Raw genomic sequence first — 16,347 nt, 5'->3', positions numbered from 1 at the left:
CTTACAGCGAATCTAAAAATGCTAATAGCCCAGTACGATCTTGAGTCGATAATTGAACGACTTTATCGCGTGCTTGTTGTGCTTCACCGCCGTGCCACAATATTGCTTCTAGTGCATTTCGAGCTCTACCATCATGCAGCATTTCAGTATGACCATTAACTTCTTGTATATAGCCTAATCCCCATAACGGCGCTGTTCTCCACTCTTGACCATTCGCTAAAAACTCAGGTCTATTATCAGCAAGGCCTGCCCCCATATCATGCAGTAACATATCGGTATAAGGATTAATAATCTGATTTGATAACGCCGGTCTTTCTTCAATTTTTGCCGTCTTGATATTCGTTTTATGACAACTTTCACAACCGATATCTTTAAATAATTTTTGGCCTTTAATTACTTGAGGATCTTTTGTATTTCGACGAATAGGTACCGCTAAGTGCTGTGAATAAAACTCAACAAAATCTAAGATTTTATCACTCACTTCAGGAACCCCTCCGTGAGGAAATTTGTCACAAATGGCCTGTTCCTTAGTGCAATCATCTTTAGGAAACATCGTGCTAGTTAAACCAAGATCACCATTAAACGCCGCCGCATTTTGCTGCATTAATGTCGGCTGTCCTGCTTTCCATCCGAAACGTCCCAATGTCAATGCATCAGCATTAACATTCCATACACGGTTCGCCTTGCCAGAAATCCCTTTATTCTCTTCTTTTTGCTGTGTGGCAAAATCTAAAATAGTTTGCTCAGGAATAGATTCTAATAAGCCTAAACCAATCATTGGCGGTGCAATACGAGCAGATAACAAGACATTGTCAGCCATCTCACCATAAGCTAAATCAGTTATCGATAAGTTTGGCTTTCTTAATGTGACAACGTCACCATCAGCAAGGGCTATAGGGTGCGCGGTATAAGTGATCTTAATTTGACCCTCAGGATCAATCCCTGGTAAAGAAAAATCTTGTAGTTGACCACCATACATAGGTTCAGGGATCACGCCTTCCAAAATAACACGTCTTTTTTGCTCTGGGGTTAAGGCGGGAATACTTAACCGCACCAACATAGAAACCGCATTTGTATCGCCCTCTTTAGGTGTGTGACCTCGCCCATCTTTAATGTGACAGCTTTGACATCCATTCGTATTAAAAAGCGGTCCTAAACCATCACGCGCATCTGTTGATGCCGGAGCTTGCACCCAAGGATTACGAAAAAAACTATTTCCGACACTAAAATCGAGGCGCTTACTCATTGGTAAGTTTGCGGCAGGTAAAGAAAATGCATTTTGGCCATTCTTCTTAACACTGGTTTTTCCACCTGAGGCGATATCCACAAAAGCAGTATCAGATGAAGAAGCAGAGAAAGAGATAATTGATAGTAAAGCTATTGCTCCAAGTATTGCGGGTTTCATGATATCGAACGTCCTGATTATCATTTTATCGCGCTTATCAATATACCTAGTATCGGTAATATTAATTTAATTATTTTTATATCGATAAGCCCAATATTAAAAAACAAAAGAGCTCAATCACTTTATTAGAAAATGATTGAGCTAGTGATTCACTGCTTTTTCTTAGAATTAAAATTCATGATCTGCGGTATCAGGGTTTAAACTTGTAATGCCTATCACATTAGCTGCACGTTCAATCGACGCCGTTTGTAACACTAAAGACATAATAGATTTATTAACCAACGCATTGCCTGCCGCATTATCTGAAGCAATTAATTGATCGAAATGTTGGTTATCTTTTTCAGCCGAAGAAACCAATGTACCTACTTGATCACGAGTCGCATCAAATTGTTGTTTAATTTCTTTCGCTGCTTTTTTATCTTCTTTCGCAACAAGATCATGAATACTTGGACCAGATAATGTTGAACCGTTAGTACGCGTATAAGTCCCTGTGTAGACGTTATAGATACCTTGCTCATTATAATAATGAGAGTTATGCGTGTTATCAGAGAAGCAATCGTGCTCATCTTCAGTAGAGTTAGCTTCTAATGCCACCTTCATACGCTCACCCGCAAGTTCACCTAATGATAATGAGCCCATACCAAACAACATTTTACGTAAACCTTGTGTTGATGATTCAGATAGCAGCTCAGCGCGGTAGTTTTTCTCACCTTCTTTCCACTGTTTTTCCATCCAAGATAAATCTTTGATTAACAGCTCAGAAGCCGATTTCAAATACTCAGCACGGCGTTCACAGTTACCATTAGTACATGCAGAGCCAATAACATAATCTGTATATGGACGCTCACCAGCTCCGGCGTTAGTGCCATTTAAATCTTGGCCCCATAAAAGAAACTCAATTGCATGGTAACCTGTTGCTACGTTTGCCTCTGAACCACCCAGCTCATTAAGGTCAGCCAATTTATCCGCTTCAATGCTTTTAACATCCAGTGTCTCTGCACCAATTTTGATTGAGGTAGAAGCAACGATGTTTGCTTTTGCGCCATCATTACCTAATTCATATTGGTAATCATCAGCAACATAATCAATTAAGCCTTCATCTAATGGCCACGCGTTTAATTGCCCTTCCCAATCATCAACAACTGCATTTCCGAAACGAAACACTTCTGATTGTTGGTAAGGAACTCGTGCTGCTTTCCATGCAGTTTTAACCGTTTGTAAGCCTTTCTCAGATGGGTTATTCAAAAAAGTGTGAATGGCTTTATCAAGTTGCTGAGCTGTTGTTAATGAATCACTGTATACCGCATGAGCAATATCTGCATAGTGTTCAACCACTTCTGCTTGCGTTGCTGCATAAGAAAACGTCGGTAAAACAAAAAGAGAAGCGGTAATGATATTTCGGGCAAATTTAACGCGGTTCATAAATCGTCCTTGTTGAGCAAATGAATAGAGTATGTAAATCATTAAGTGAATTTTGTAAGCATTCATTAATGATAATTATTTTTATTTGCGTAATATACGCAATTGAAATGGAAATGCAAATATTTATCATTTAGATTACTCAATTTAAAATGGATACAAAAAAGCCCCATTCAATGATGAGGCTTTATATAAATCGTAACTTTACTTAATGATTTCGATATTATCTATTTATCAAAATTAAGTTTATGTCCATGATCAGCTTTAGATTGTAAGTAATGCTCATTGCCTTTCTTCACATGAGCATGAGTGTTAACCACTTCCTCTAATTCAATACCATAATCCTGAATATCTTTTATTTTCTTCGGGTTATTGGTCACTAACTTTATTTTAGTAATCCCAAGCGCATTAAGCATTTGCGCTGCTTCTTTAAAATCACGTAAATCATCCCCAAACCCTAGGTGATTATTCGCTTCATAAGTATTCATGCCTTGGCTTTGTAGCTCATAAGCATCCAGTTTATTATATAGACCAATACCGCGTCCCTCTTGGCGAAGATATAAGATAATACCGCCACTCTCAGACATACGATTTATGGTTTCCTCTAATTGCTCACCACAGTCGCAGCGTGATGAATGAAACACATCACCTGTTAAACATTCTGAATGCATACGAACTAAAGGTATTGCTTGTGTTTTATCTGCTTGCTTGAAAACAACGGCAACGTGTTCTTTTTCAGTCTCTAGCCCTTCAAATGAAAGCATTTCTGCAGGGATATTACTTTGCTGTCCTACCATTAACTCTATACGAGCTCTTACGTCTGCCATGCGGATTTACTGCCTTTTTCCAATGAGAAGAGTAGACCTTCTACGATTTAACTAGATAAAAAGATCATAAGCATATCTAGTTAAAATGCAAGAATCAAAAAAAAGGCCTAACAAATGTTAGACCTTTATAGATATATTGCTTATTTATTACATTGCCGCTTTAAAAATGCTCACAATTTCATCATGTGTTGCCTGTTGAGGGTTAGTAAACCCACACGCATCTTTTAGTGCATTTTCAGCGAGCGTATCAAAGTCTTCTTCTTTCGCATTTAGCTCAGTAAGACCAGAAGGAATACCTACATCTTTTGATAGCACTTTAATTACATCAAGAGCCGCTTGTGCGCCCTCTTCATTAGTCATACCTTCTACATTTACACCCATTGCTTTTGCGACGTCTTTTAGACGCTCTGGACATACTTTTGCGTTGTAGCTTTGTACATGAGGAAGAAGAATGGCATTACATACGCCATGTGGAAGGTCATAAAAACCACCCAATTGGTGTGCCATCGCGTGAACATACCCTAGAGATGCATTATTAAATGCCATGCCAGCCATGAATTGTGCGTACGCCATTTGCTCACGTGCTTCAAGGTTTTGACCATCAGCTACCGCGGTGCGTAAATGCGCTTGGATTAATTCCATCGCTTTAATCGCTACGGCATCTGTGATTGGTGTTGCTGCAATAGATACATACGCTTCGATTGCGTGCGTTAGTGCATCCATACCTGTCGCTGCGGTTAATGAGGCCGGTTTTGCAAGCATTAGTTCTGGATCGTTCACTGACATTAACGGGGTTGTGTGTTTATCCACAATCGCCATTTTAATGTGACGAGCTTCATCCGTAATGATACAGAAACGCGTCATTTCTGATGCCGTGCCTGCGGTTGTATTGATAGCAACTAGTGGCATTTGAGGTTTTGGCGATTGATCTACGCCTTCGTAATCTGCAATTTCACCGCCATTGGCTGCAACTAAAGCAATACCTTTAGCACAATCATGTGGAGAACCACCACCTAAAGAAATAACTAAGTCACACTGATTTTCTTGTAGGATTTTAAGGCCTGCGTTTACGTTACCAATGGTTGGATTTGGTTGAGTGCCGTCAAACACCGCAACTTCTACGCCACGCTCAGCTAATAAATCAGAAACTTGCTTTACCATGCCGATAGCGACTAACACATTATCAGTCACGATTAACGCTTTTTTGTAACCTTGAGATTTAATGCTATCCACTGCCTCAGTAAGACAACCCGCACCCATTAAATTTACGCTAGGGATAAAAAATGCACTCATAACCAACTCCAATATAATTTATATAAATTTTAAGAACTGATTATGTTGTAACACTGATGCGGTTAATAACTTTTTGATCTAAGACAATTTTTTGTAACGGGTAGCCTACGTTACAGTGAAAACGAGATATGCATCATACTTTATGGGTAGACGGATAGAACAAAGAAGAAAATACGTTAATTAATTGATAAAAAAGCCAATAAAACTAATTATTGGCTTGAGAAAGTACGAGCGAATCCTAAGAACGCTTTGGCTGCTGGTACGTTTTACCTGCGGCTTGGTACGTTTCTTTTTGCTTCATATCAAACATTGCGTAGAAGAACCAAGCGACGAATTTGATCACATCATCACCTTCGTTCATGATCCACTCTGCAAGCTCTTGAGTTTCGCCGTTTTCGTCTTCATCATTAAATACATGATAAATACGTTGCTCGCCTTCTACTTCAGCAAGACGGAATTGGCCAGCCAATGACTCAGCCGCTTCAACGATATCTTGGTCTTCACATGCTTTTAATGCTTCTAGCACTTGAGGAAGGTTTTCTTTTTGGCACAACTCTTTAACTAGTATTTCAAATTCATTCTGTTGCATTTTGATTCAACTCTTAGATTAACAATAGTGTGATTTTATCAGTAATAAAAATTTATTCGATAGGAATTCGTTTTAATCCTTGATATTTCGCCTTCACTTTGGCTTTATGGAGGTATTATTTACTTATTATTGAATGGATTCAGATGTCTGATAAATTAGAGACCAAATACGTTACTGCTGGTCGCAGCAAGAAATGGACAAAAGGTGTGGTCAATCCACCGGTTCAACGCGCTTCTACGGTTGTTTTTAATACCGTTGCTGAAAAAAATCATGCCATGGCCAATCGTGCCAAACAAACTCTTTTCTATGGTCGTCGCGGCACTGAAACCCACTTTGCCTTGCAAGATGCGATGGTTGAATTAGAGGGCGGCGCAGGTTGTGCCTTATACCCTTGTGGTACGGCTGCAATAGCAAATGCGATTTTGTGTTTCGTAAAAACGGGCGATCATATCTTAATGGTTGATGGCTGTTATGAACCTACTCGTGATTACTGTGACACCATCTTGAAGAAAATGGGGATTGAAACTACCTATTACGATCCAATGATTGGTGAAGGCATTCGTGATTTAATTAAACCCAATACCACGGTGCTGTTTACTGAGTCTCCTTGCTCTATCACGATGGAAGTTCAAGACGTTCCGCTTCTTGCTCGTATCGCACACGAATCGGATATTGTGGTGATGCTTGATAATACATGGGCGGCGGGTGTGAATTTCTCACCGTTTGATCATGGTGTTGATATCTCTATTCAAGCGGCGACCAAATACATTGTCGGTCATTCTGATGTGATGCTTGGTACGGCAGTGGCGAATGAACAACATTGGGATCAACTGCGTGAGCAAAGCTATTTAATGGGCCAATGTATTTCACCTGATGATGCGTATTTAGCAATGCGTGGTATTCGTACGATGGGCGTTCGCCTGAAACAGCATGAAGCAAGCAGTCTTAAAGTAGCGAATTGGTTGGCAGTGCATCCACTGGTTGATCACGTTCGTCACCCTGCCCTTGAAAGCTGCCCGGGTCATGATATTTATCAACGAGACTTTAAAGGCTGTAATGGCTTGTTCTCTTTTGTTCTAAAACAGTCTGACACCAAAGCAACAACGGCATTGCTTGATAGTATGACGCATTTTAGTATGGGTTATTCATGGGGTGGCTTTGAAAGTTTGATCTTAGCGAATGAGCCAAAAAGCTTTAATGCGTTAAGAACGGTGGCTCATCCTCAGTTTGAAGGCACGCTGATCCGTGTTCATATTGGATTAGAAGATGTCGATGATTTGATTGAAGATTTAGAGCAAGGTTTAGCTCGATATCAAGAAACTTTGTCAGCTTAACTTTATGCTGTTTAGCAAAAATACAAAAATGGCGACTCTTATTTGAGTCGCCATTTTTATATGTCTCTGTATTTAATATCTAGGCTGATAAAAAATTAACGCTTTCTTTCTTGTTTTGTTAATTCAAAATCAAACTCATCAGGGAATAATACTTGCCCTTCTTCATTTTGATTTGGGAAAACAACAACAGCAAGTTCATCGTCTTCTAAACCAGTAGTCCAACGGCTGTGCCATTTGTTTAGAGAGATAGACTCTGCTTTACATACATCCCATTCGCCCGTTGCCCACGCTTCTGCAAACTCTTTGTTTGGCCATACTGGAACGCAATCTTCTTCTTCAGTATTCAACATCACACAACCGTGCTCATCAGTCAAAATCCAAATCTCACGATTAGCGACAACTTCTTTCATAAAGTAAGTAAAACGCTCTTCTTCATGAGAATTTACGATTTTGTCCATTGTTTGTTGATCTAGTTGGCTCATTACCAATTCCTATCAGTGGGAAAGTATCCTATGGATAATACCAAAAAAAGCCCACACTGCGTATGACAATGTGGGCTTGAATTAGAGTTTATAGCAATCTTTGATTAATATTCGACGACTTTAATTTTATGGAACATGCGGTACAGCACAGGAACCACAATCAAGGTCAGTACGGTTGCAAAACCTAAACCAAACATAATGGTTACGGCCATTGGTTTAAAGAAGGTATCTGGCAATAGTGGGATCATACCTAGAATCGTAGTGATCGCCGCCATACAAACCGGACGAACACGACTCAATGCCGCATCAACTACTGCATGATACGGTTCTTTTCCTGAGTGTATTTCTATCTCAATTTGATCAAGCAGTACGATGCCGTTTTTCAATAACATCCCACTTAAACTCAAGAAACCAAGTAGTGCCATAAAGCCAAATGGGGTATTAAGCAAGAGTAGACCACTGGTTACCCCAATTAAGGCAAGTGGCACAGTTAACCACACAATAACGGACTCTTTCACACTATTAAATAGGAACACCGTCACTAAGAACATGAACAAATACCCCATAGGCATCGTTTGGAATAGTGACGCTTGTGCATCGCGTGATGATTCATATTCACCACCCCATTCTAAGCTGTAGCCTGTAGGGAAATCGATCGCTTCTATCTGTGGTTGCAAACGCTTTTGTAATGTTGCGGCGGTTTCTTCACCTAGAATATCGGGGTCAGCCATTACCGTTAGCATACGTTTACGGTTTTTACGTACTATCAGTGGATCTTCCCAAATTACATCGTAACCCAATACCACTTGTTGTAATGGAATGTACAATGATAATGCCGGGCTCCAGATCTTCATTCCTTCAATCGTACTGATATCAACACGTTCATTTTCAGGTAAACGCGTCACAATAGGCATTAACGTTGTACCATCACGGTACACACCAATCGCTTTGCCAGAGAATGCCATTTCAAGCAGTTCATTGACGTCGGTTTTTGATATGCCGTAACGACGCGCCTGACTTTCATTAAATTGAGGTTCAAGCACTTTAGTACGCTCACGCCAATCATGACGAACGTTCGTGGCACCCGGATCGTTATGCATGACTTCAATCACTTGTGCAGCTAAGTCTCGTAAAATAGTTGGATTGGCACCCACAATTCTCGCTTCAACTTTGGCACCACCACCCGGCCCCAATTCAATTTGCTTTAACTTGTATTGGATCTGCGGATAGTTGGCTTCAATGTGTTGGCGGAATTTAGCCATCAATGGAGGTAAAGCGGTGTAATCATCAACACGTGTCATTATCTCGCCATAAGCAGCATAGCTTTTTTCTGGCGTATAAGTCAGCATGAACCGTTGCAGGCCTTTCCCTGCCGTTGTTGTTACGTGATCAATATGTTCTTGTTCTAAGATCCACTCTTCTAATTCTTTAAGCGTATCGTTGGTTGAGCGAATGTCCGTTCCTTCTGGCATCCATACATCCACCAAGAAAATTGGCGTTGTTGATGATGGGAAGAACGATTGTTTAACTTTGGTAAAGCCATACATGCTGCCACCAAGAGCCACAACAAGGATCAGCATGGTTGCCAATGAGTAGCGCATGCAAAACTCAAGGAAACGCTTGTAGATCACAAAGATCATTCCGTTGTATGGATCTTTTTCTTCTTTATTATCCCCTTCAACCTGAACCGTTTCTTTAAAGAATAAAGACGCAAAGAATGGCGTAAGAGAAATAGCAGTAAACCAACTCAACATTAATGAAATAAGTAGAACGGTAAATAAGGTTCCACAGTATTCACCCGTTGCATCATCCGATAAACCAATCGGGGCAAAGGCCGTTACCGCAATAACGGTTGCACCAAGCAGTGGCCATTTGGTTTGCGTTACAATGTCGGTGGCCGCTTGCAGTCTCGTTCGGCCTTTTTGCATACCGATGAGAATACCTTCTACCACCACAATGGCGTTATCAACCAACATCCCTAGTGCGATAACTAATGCACCTAGCGAAATACGTTGTAAATCTATCGCGAAGTATTTCATGAACACGAACGTACCGCACACCGTCACTAATAGAATTAAACCAATAAGTAGACCTGAACGCACACCCATGAAGAAAAGCAATACAATAATAACAATGGCAACCGCTTGAGCGAGGCTAACCACAAAACCACTCACCGATTTATCTACTTCTTTTGGCTGGCTGTATATTTCAGAAATATCAATGCCAATCGGTTGTTGAACTCGCAGTTCTAGCATACGTTGATCAACGTGTTTTCCGATCTCAACAACGTTAACACCCGCGCTAAAAGAAACGCCCATATTGAGTGCAAAGTTACCATTAAAGTTAACCAAATTACTTGGTACTTCAACATAACCTCGTTTTACTTCGGCAATGTCTTTTAAGTAGATTAAACCTTGAGCACCACCTTCGGTAATGATCAAGTCACCCAATTGAGAAACGTCTTCAAACTCACCCGTTGGATGGATTTGAATATATTCCGACCCAATTTTGACGGCACCAGCACTAGACACGGTATTTTGATTTGACAGTAAGTTATAAAGTGTTTGTGGTGAAATACCTAAACTTGTCATTCGCTTTAAAGACGCTTCGATAAAGACTTGTTCTTGCTGAACACCAGAAACAGAGACTTTACTTACCCCATCAACCAATTCAAGTTCACGTCGCAGATAATCAACATAATCCAATAATTCTTTATAAGAGTATCCTTCCCCCGTAATGGCAAGAAGCACCCCATATACATCACCAAAATCATCAATCACAGAAGGCTCTCCAACCCCCGGCGGCAATTGACGTTTTAAGTCATTCACTTTACGACGCAGTTCATCCCAAATTTGTGGTAAATCATCCGGACCATAATTGTTTTTCATGGTGACGGTAATTTGAGACAAACCTCGGCTTGAAATTGAATTCACTTCATCAACATAGGTAAGCTGTTGAATGGCTTTCTCTATTGGATAGGTGACTTCTTCTTCAACTTGCTCTGGCGTTGCTCCCGGATAATTAGTGACAACCATGGCATCTTTAATGGTAAAGGCGGGATCTTCTAAACGCCCAAGACCAAAAAATGCCGATGTACCGCCAATCATGAAGATCAAAGTCAACATCCAACTAACCACTTTATTTTTTATAAAGTAAGCTGCGATTCCCTTTTCTTGACTCATTATTTCTCCTCCGCATTGATAATATTCACTTCGATACCATCACGTAAACGTGAAACACCCGCGATAACAATACGATCACCTGTTGAAATCCCTTCAACGACTCGTAAGCCCGAAGACGTTGCCTTGGTGGTTATTATTTTTTGCTTTTTCACTTTATTGTCAGAGCCAACAAGCCAGACGTATTTTTCTTTTCGATCAATACTGTCTCCATCTTCATTAAAAACAGCTTCTATTGGAATAATAAGTCCAAATTGACTCGACGCGCCTAATGAACTTTGCTCAGTCGTCACTTCAACCGCCATACCATCCAAAATAAATTGATCTTTTGGCATTGGCATCGTCAGCGTCACTAAGTAAGCACCCGATTCAGGATCAGGCTCTGTAGTGAACTCTTTAACCCTCGCTTGGTACGATGAACCATCATCTAAACGAACAGAGGCTTTAATTTTATCGACTAATCCTTTATTTGGTTGTTTAGCATATAACTTATCAGGTACCTGAACCGTAATATCAACCGCGCTACGATTATGAATATTGAAGATTTGCTGCCCCATTTGAATGTTTTCAAATTGCTCGACACTCACTCGAGAAATGACGCCATCTATTGGGGCTTTTAATTCTGTAAAACTTAATCGCAATTGTGCTAATTCTAAATCAGCCAATGCAATCTGACGTTGGGCGGCTAATTCATCAAATTGTGATTTTGCAAGTAACCCCTTATCGACTAAGGGTTTCGAGCGTCGATACTGGCTGTTTGCCACGTTATATCTTGCTCTCGCATTATCTACATCAATGTTGTAATCCGTTTTATCTAAAATAGCTAAGACTTGACCGGCTTTAACGGTTTCTCCCGAGCGAACATTTAACTCTTTAATCTCACCAGATAAACGAAAACTTAGATGGGAGCGATCGGCCGCCGTAGCGACTGCAGGAAGATAAAGATGATCACTCACTAAACCGGAATTAATCGTTTTAATAATGACATCAGGTGTTTCTAACACCGTATCAATTGGGGCGGGGTTACAAGCCGTAAGCAATAAGGCAGTCGACAATAAAGAAAATCTCATTAATTTCTGCATAATTATAATCCTCTTTCCTTAACCCACTTACGTACTTTCATGCCTTCTTCTAACCCGGCAATCCCTGAAGATACGATTTGGTCTGAATCATTAATGCCAGAAAGAATTTGACGCTCATCACTAAGCTCTACTTCTACTTTTTCGACTCTGCCATCTTCGGCCACTCGCCACACGTAAGTTTTATCACCTTCCGAATCAACCGCCCCTACTGGCAATTTTTCACTTTCACCACTTGGGATAGTGACTTTTACTTGACCTGACATTCCTGGCAAAATACCTAATTCTGTTGGTCGAGGCATGCTCATTTTAACTGTGTAACTTGATGTTTTACTGTCCGCTTCGGTATCAATTTCTTCAAATTCAAGAGGGAATTGAAAATTAGGAAATGAATCAAACGTTACCGTTGCTTCGACTTCGGAAAAACTGAACCGTTTTAATAAGTAATCTGGAAGTTGAAAAACCACATAAAAAATATCATTGGTTTGAATGTGCATGATCGATTGCTTGGCACTTACGTACTCAAAGTTTTCACTTGGTAACAAGGAAATGGTTCCCTCGTAAGGGGCAATTAATTTGGTATAGCTGAGATTGGCTTTCGCTTGATCCAAGGCCGCCTTGGCGGTTTTTCGGTTTGCTACTGCGGTATCGTAATCTTGTTCTGAAACGACTTGGTCTTTACGTAGTTTTTTAATTCGTTGGTACTGCACATCAATCAAACGGTATTGCGCTTGTGCTTGTTTCTGTAATAATCGATATTCATCCGGATTTATCGTGGCGAGTTGCTGTCCTTTTGATACCATTTCACCCGCATTTACTTCTAAGGTATTTAGTTGACCCGGAACCCTAAACGCTAATACGGCTTTATCTCCGGCTTCCGCTTGAGCAGGAAATAAGCGCGAGGTGGCTTGATTACCGATAGACACAACCATTGTTTTCGCTGGTCTCGACTCTGGCTCTACAACCTCTAGGGCTTTATTATCACACCCGATCAATAAAACAGAACTAAGTAGCGTTGCCACTGCTGTTTTTTTAAACATACACAATTCCTTGTAATGAATTTTTTATATAAAACATTATTACCCATAACATTCTTTCATCCCGAAAGTCTGAAATTAATACATATTATTTTTTATTTTGTTGGTGGTTCACTCCCTTCTCATATTCGTCTTTAAACTCTGGATGAGATTGGGCGCATAAATCAAAGTAAGGTGCTTCACTTAACCCTAAGATATAAGGATTTTGGGTACAATAAATAACAGTACCTTCCTGATGACCTGAAAAATAAGCATTGTAAAACTCCTTTGTAATTGTCTCATCAGGATTCACCGCTTCTAATTGTTCTTGTGTCTGAACAATTAATCCTTTCTTCGCTCTGAACTCACCATAATTAAACCAGTCATCTGCATTTTTTTCTTTTTCTGCTTGAGGTGATGATGAACATCCAACCAATAACAATGCCAATATCGCTGAAATAAGTAATTTCATAGGATCTCCAAGTAAATAACGTGTTCTGCTTGATTCATAATGAAGAACCATAATACACTCAATAAGTTAACATTAACTATACATATATAAAAAAAGCACTCAAAAATTGAGTGCTTTTCATAAATTATAGAAACAATTTAGTAAATTACTAACTTATTCCATTTCTGCGATTTTTACTTTCCACGTATCTGGACCAATTTGATGTGCATTTGCACCTGTTGAATCGACAGCCACAGTCACCGGCATATCTTCAACATCAAATTCATAAATCGCTTCCATTCCTAATTCTTCAAAAGCAACGACTCTGGCTTTTTTGATTGCTTTTGCGACTAAATAAGCAGCACCGCCAACAGCCATTAGGTATACCGCTTTCTTGTCTTTAATAGACGCAACGGTTGCAGGGCCTCGCTCGGCTTTACCGATCATTCCCATCAATCCGGTATCAAGCATCATATCGGTGAATTTATCCATTCGAGTTGATGTTGTTGGACCCGCAGGACCAACGGCTTCATCACGTACTGCGTCAACGGGACCAACGTAGTAAATAAATTTACCATTAAAGTCGACACCTTCAGGTAAACCCTCACCGCTTTCGATCATACTTTGAAGGCGTTTGTGTGCAGCATCACGGCCTGTTAGTATTTTACCCGTGAGTAAAACTGTTTCACCAGTTCGCCACTCTTGCACTTCTTCTTTTGTAATCGTATCTAGGTTTACACGGCGAGTATTCGCGCCGGCTTCCCATGTAATGTCTGGCCATTCTTCTAATTTTGGCGGTTGAAGATCGGCAGGACCTGAACCATCAAGCGTAAAATGAACATGGCGCGTCGCGGCGCAGTTAGGGATCATGCACACAGGTTTAGATGCAGCATGAGTTGGTGCTGATTTTATTTTCACATCAACAACCGTTGTCAAACCGCCAAGTCCTTGCGCGCCAATACCTAGTTTATTGACACGGTTAAAGATATCAAGACGAAGCTCTTCTTCTGCATTCTCTGGGCCACGATCAATCAATTCTTGAATGTCGATATGTTCCATTAATGATTGTTTAGCCAGTACTGCTGCTTTTTCTGCTGTACCGCCAATGCCTATCCCTAACATACCCGGAGGACACCAACCCGCACCCATTAATGGTAAGGTTTTTTCTACCCATTCAGCGATATCATCTGATGGATTTAACATAACCATTTTAGTTTTGTTTTCTGAACCGCCACCTTTAGCTGCGATTTGAAATTCAACTTTATTGCCTGGAACCATACTGATATGAACTACCGATGGCGTATTGTCTTTGGTGTTAATACGCTTACCTGCAGGATCAGACAATATTGATGCTCGTAATGGATTGTCTGGATTCAAGTACGCTTGACGAGTACCTTCATCTATCATTTGTTGAACCGTTAAATCACCTTCCCATCTAACGTTCATACCTATATTAACAAAACAAGTCACAATCCCGGTATCTTGGCAAATAGGACGACGTCCTTCTGCTGACATTCTTGAGTTTATCAGGATCTGAGCTATCGCATCTTTCGCTGCTTGGCTTTGTTCTCTATGGTAGGCTTTTTCAAGCGCTTGAACGAAATCAAGTGGGTGATAGTAAGAAATATACTGCAGTGCATCAGCAACTGAGCTGATCACATCTTCATTACGAATGATGGTGTCTTGTTGGACAGCCATCTCTTTATTAACGTTCGTCATAGGGCCCTCTTATGTATACGCTTCCATAGCAATGGTTAAGTAATGTTCTAATTATTGATGATGTGAACAATCATCATCTATTATTTTTCTTTTAGAACTTGCAGTATGATACTCTTGCTCTCCATCCAAGGCTATCGCTGCTCATCACATTCTGGTCATAAAAAATTCAAAATGAACAATCAATTAGACACAAAATTACAAATTATACGACTTGATTATCAATCTGACTCTTTGATGAATTTATTTTCGGCTATTGAGGATCAGCCATGGTCTATGTTGTTACATTCTTCTGCTATTGATCATATAGACAATCGTTATGATATTGTCGTTTCTGACCCGATAGCAACATTGGAAACACATGGTCAAGTAACGTCTATTCATATAAAAGGGCAAGATCCTATCACGAGTAAGGCTTGTCCTTTTCAGTTACTTGCTCATTATCAAGAACGATTACTTCCTAAACATAATCCAATTGAAGATCTTCCGTTTATTGGCGGAGCTTTGGGGTATTTTAGTTATGATCTAGGCCGTCGAGTTGAATCAATACCTGACATTTCAAAAAATGACATTCCAACCGCAGAAATGGCGATAGGTATTTATGATTGGGCCCTAATTGCTGATCATAAAAAGAAAACAATCACGCTTATTCAACCACAAAATAGTGACCGTACTCACTGGTTAGAGCAATTTTTATCCATTGAAGAAGATAAATCTCCTTTTGCTCTCGTTTCGCCTTGGTCATCAAACATGACTCAAGCCGAATACACTGCAAAATTTGAGGTTATTCATGACTATTTACAATCTGGTGATTGTTATCAGATCAACCTTGCTCAGCGCTTTAATGCAAGTTACGAAGGTTCTGAATGGTTGGCTTATAAAAAGCTAGCGGTCAATAACGGGGCTCCTTTTTCGGCGTTTATTAGGACACCTGAATTAGCTATTCTCTCTGTTTCTCCTGAACGTTTTTTACAAGTGAAAGATAAACAGATTGAAACGAAGCCCATTAAAGGCACTCGCCCCCGATCCAATGACCCAATAGCCGATGCTAAAGAAGCTGATATTTTACGTAACAGCCCTAAAGATCGCTCTGAAAATCTGATGATTGTCGATTTACTACGTAATGATATTGGCCGTGTTGCTATACCTGGCTCAGTAAAAGTCCCTAAATTATTTGATATAGAGTCTTTCCCTGCTGTTCATCACCTCGTAAGTACCATTACTGGCGAGTTAAAGACAGAATATTCTGCTTATGATCTGCTTAAAGCCTCATTTCCTGGAGGTTCAATTACTGGCGCGCCCAAAATTAGAGCAATGGAAATAATTGAAGAACTTGAACCACACCGTCGCAATTTATATTGTGGCAGTATTGGCTACATCAGCCGCTGTGGAACAATGGATACGAGTATTACGATAAGAACATTAATTGCTTATAAAGACACTTTATACGCCTCAGCTGGCGGTGGAATTGTTGCTGATAGCAAAGTTGAACTAGAATATGAAGAGACATTGCATAAATTAGGCAAAATCCTGCCTATTTTATAATGGTTACTTTAA

At 40.1% G+C, this 16,347-nt stretch carries 13 protein-coding genes; 2 read left to right on the top strand and 11 right to left on the bottom strand.

From position 1 onward, the window contains the following. Nucleotide 1: 1 nt before the first annotated feature. The 5 genes from A6E06_RS04160 to A6E06_RS04140 form a co-directional block, all read right to left on the bottom strand. A complete protein-coding gene (locus tag A6E06_RS04160) occupies nucleotides 2-1,405 on the bottom strand; it encodes a di-heme oxidoredictase family protein (RefSeq protein WP_065591772.1) in 1,404 nt (467 codons plus the stop codon). A gap of 168 nt (nucleotides 1,406-1,573) precedes the next feature. Beyond that, nucleotides 1,574-2,827, bottom strand: coding sequence for an imelysin family protein (locus A6E06_RS04155; protein ID WP_065591771.1), 1,254 nt, complete (start codon nucleotides 2,825-2,827; stop codon nucleotides 1,574-1,576). Nucleotides 2,828-3,051: 224 nt separating this feature from the next. Beyond that, entirely contained in the window at nucleotides 3,052-3,651 is a 600-nt protein-coding gene (gene ribA, locus A6E06_RS04150) for a GTP cyclohydrolase II (protein WP_065591770.1), read from the bottom strand. Nucleotides 3,652-3,798: 147 nt separating this feature from the next. Then, nucleotides 3,799-4,944: an L-threonine dehydrogenase gene (gene yiaY / locus A6E06_RS04145; protein WP_065591769.1), complete on the bottom strand. Its 1,146-nt coding sequence runs from the start codon at nucleotides 4,942-4,944 to the stop codon at nucleotides 3,799-3,801. A 238-nt stretch (nucleotides 4,945-5,182) separates the two neighbouring features. Further along, on the bottom strand, nucleotides 5,183-5,533 hold the full coding sequence (locus A6E06_RS04140) for a hypothetical protein (protein WP_065591768.1): 351 nt from the start codon (nucleotides 5,531-5,533) through the stop codon (nucleotides 5,183-5,185). Nucleotides 5,534-5,676: 143 nt separating this feature from the next. Between A6E06_RS04140 and A6E06_RS04135 the strand changes: the two genes are divergently transcribed. Beyond that, nucleotides 5,677-6,867 carry a cystathionine beta-lyase gene (locus A6E06_RS04135; protein WP_065591767.1) on the top strand — a complete coding sequence of 397 codons (1,191 nt, stop codon included), beginning with the start codon at nucleotides 5,677-5,679 and terminating at the stop codon, nucleotides 6,865-6,867. A 95-nt stretch (nucleotides 6,868-6,962) separates the two neighbouring features. On the opposite strand, the gene A6E06_RS04130 is transcribed toward A6E06_RS04135, so the two are convergent. From A6E06_RS04130 to A6E06_RS04105, 6 genes are all read right to left on the bottom strand, one after another. Beyond that, on the bottom strand, nucleotides 6,963-7,349 hold the full coding sequence (locus tag A6E06_RS04130) for a DUF2750 domain-containing protein (protein ID WP_065591766.1): 387 nt from the start codon (nucleotides 7,347-7,349) through the stop codon (nucleotides 6,963-6,965). Between the two features lie 104 nt (nucleotides 7,350-7,453). Continuing rightward, complete coding sequence (locus A6E06_RS04125) at nucleotides 7,454-10,531, bottom strand: efflux RND transporter permease subunit (RefSeq protein WP_065591765.1); 3,078 nt, start codon at nucleotides 10,529-10,531, stop codon at nucleotides 7,454-7,456. Further along, entirely contained in the window at nucleotides 10,531-11,610 is a 1,080-nt protein-coding gene (locus tag A6E06_RS04120) for an efflux RND transporter periplasmic adaptor subunit (RefSeq protein WP_065591764.1), read from the bottom strand. Before A6E06_RS04120 ends, A6E06_RS04125 begins: the two co-directional genes overlap by 1 nt. A 2-nt stretch (nucleotides 11,611-11,612) precedes the next feature. Continuing rightward, entirely contained in the window at nucleotides 11,613-12,647 is a 1,035-nt protein-coding gene (locus tag A6E06_RS04115; RefSeq protein ID WP_065591763.1) for an efflux RND transporter periplasmic adaptor subunit, read from the bottom strand. An 85-nt stretch (nucleotides 12,648-12,732) separates the two neighbouring features. Beyond that, a complete protein-coding gene (locus tag A6E06_RS04110) occupies nucleotides 12,733-13,095 on the bottom strand; it encodes a DUF2799 domain-containing protein (RefSeq protein WP_065591833.1) in 363 nt (120 codons plus the stop codon). Nucleotides 13,096-13,248: 153 nt separating this feature from the next. Continuing rightward, on the bottom strand, nucleotides 13,249-14,793 hold the full coding sequence (locus tag A6E06_RS04105; protein ID WP_065591762.1) for a fumarate hydratase: 1,545 nt from the start codon (nucleotides 14,791-14,793) through the stop codon (nucleotides 13,249-13,251). Nucleotides 14,794-14,964: 171 nt separating this feature from the next. Between A6E06_RS04105 and pabB the strand changes: the two genes are divergently transcribed. After that, on the top strand, nucleotides 14,965-16,335 hold the full coding sequence (pabB, locus tag A6E06_RS04100; RefSeq protein WP_065591832.1) for an aminodeoxychorismate synthase component I: 1,371 nt from the start codon (nucleotides 14,965-14,967) through the stop codon (nucleotides 16,333-16,335). Nucleotides 16,336-16,347 lie beyond the last annotated feature (12 nt).

Source organism: Aliivibrio sp. 1S175, assembly GCF_001690985.1.
In the GTDB taxonomy this organism is placed as follows: domain Bacteria; phylum Pseudomonadota; class Gammaproteobacteria; order Enterobacterales; family Vibrionaceae; genus Aliivibrio.
This window is presented reverse-complemented; position numbering and strand designations above follow the sequence as displayed.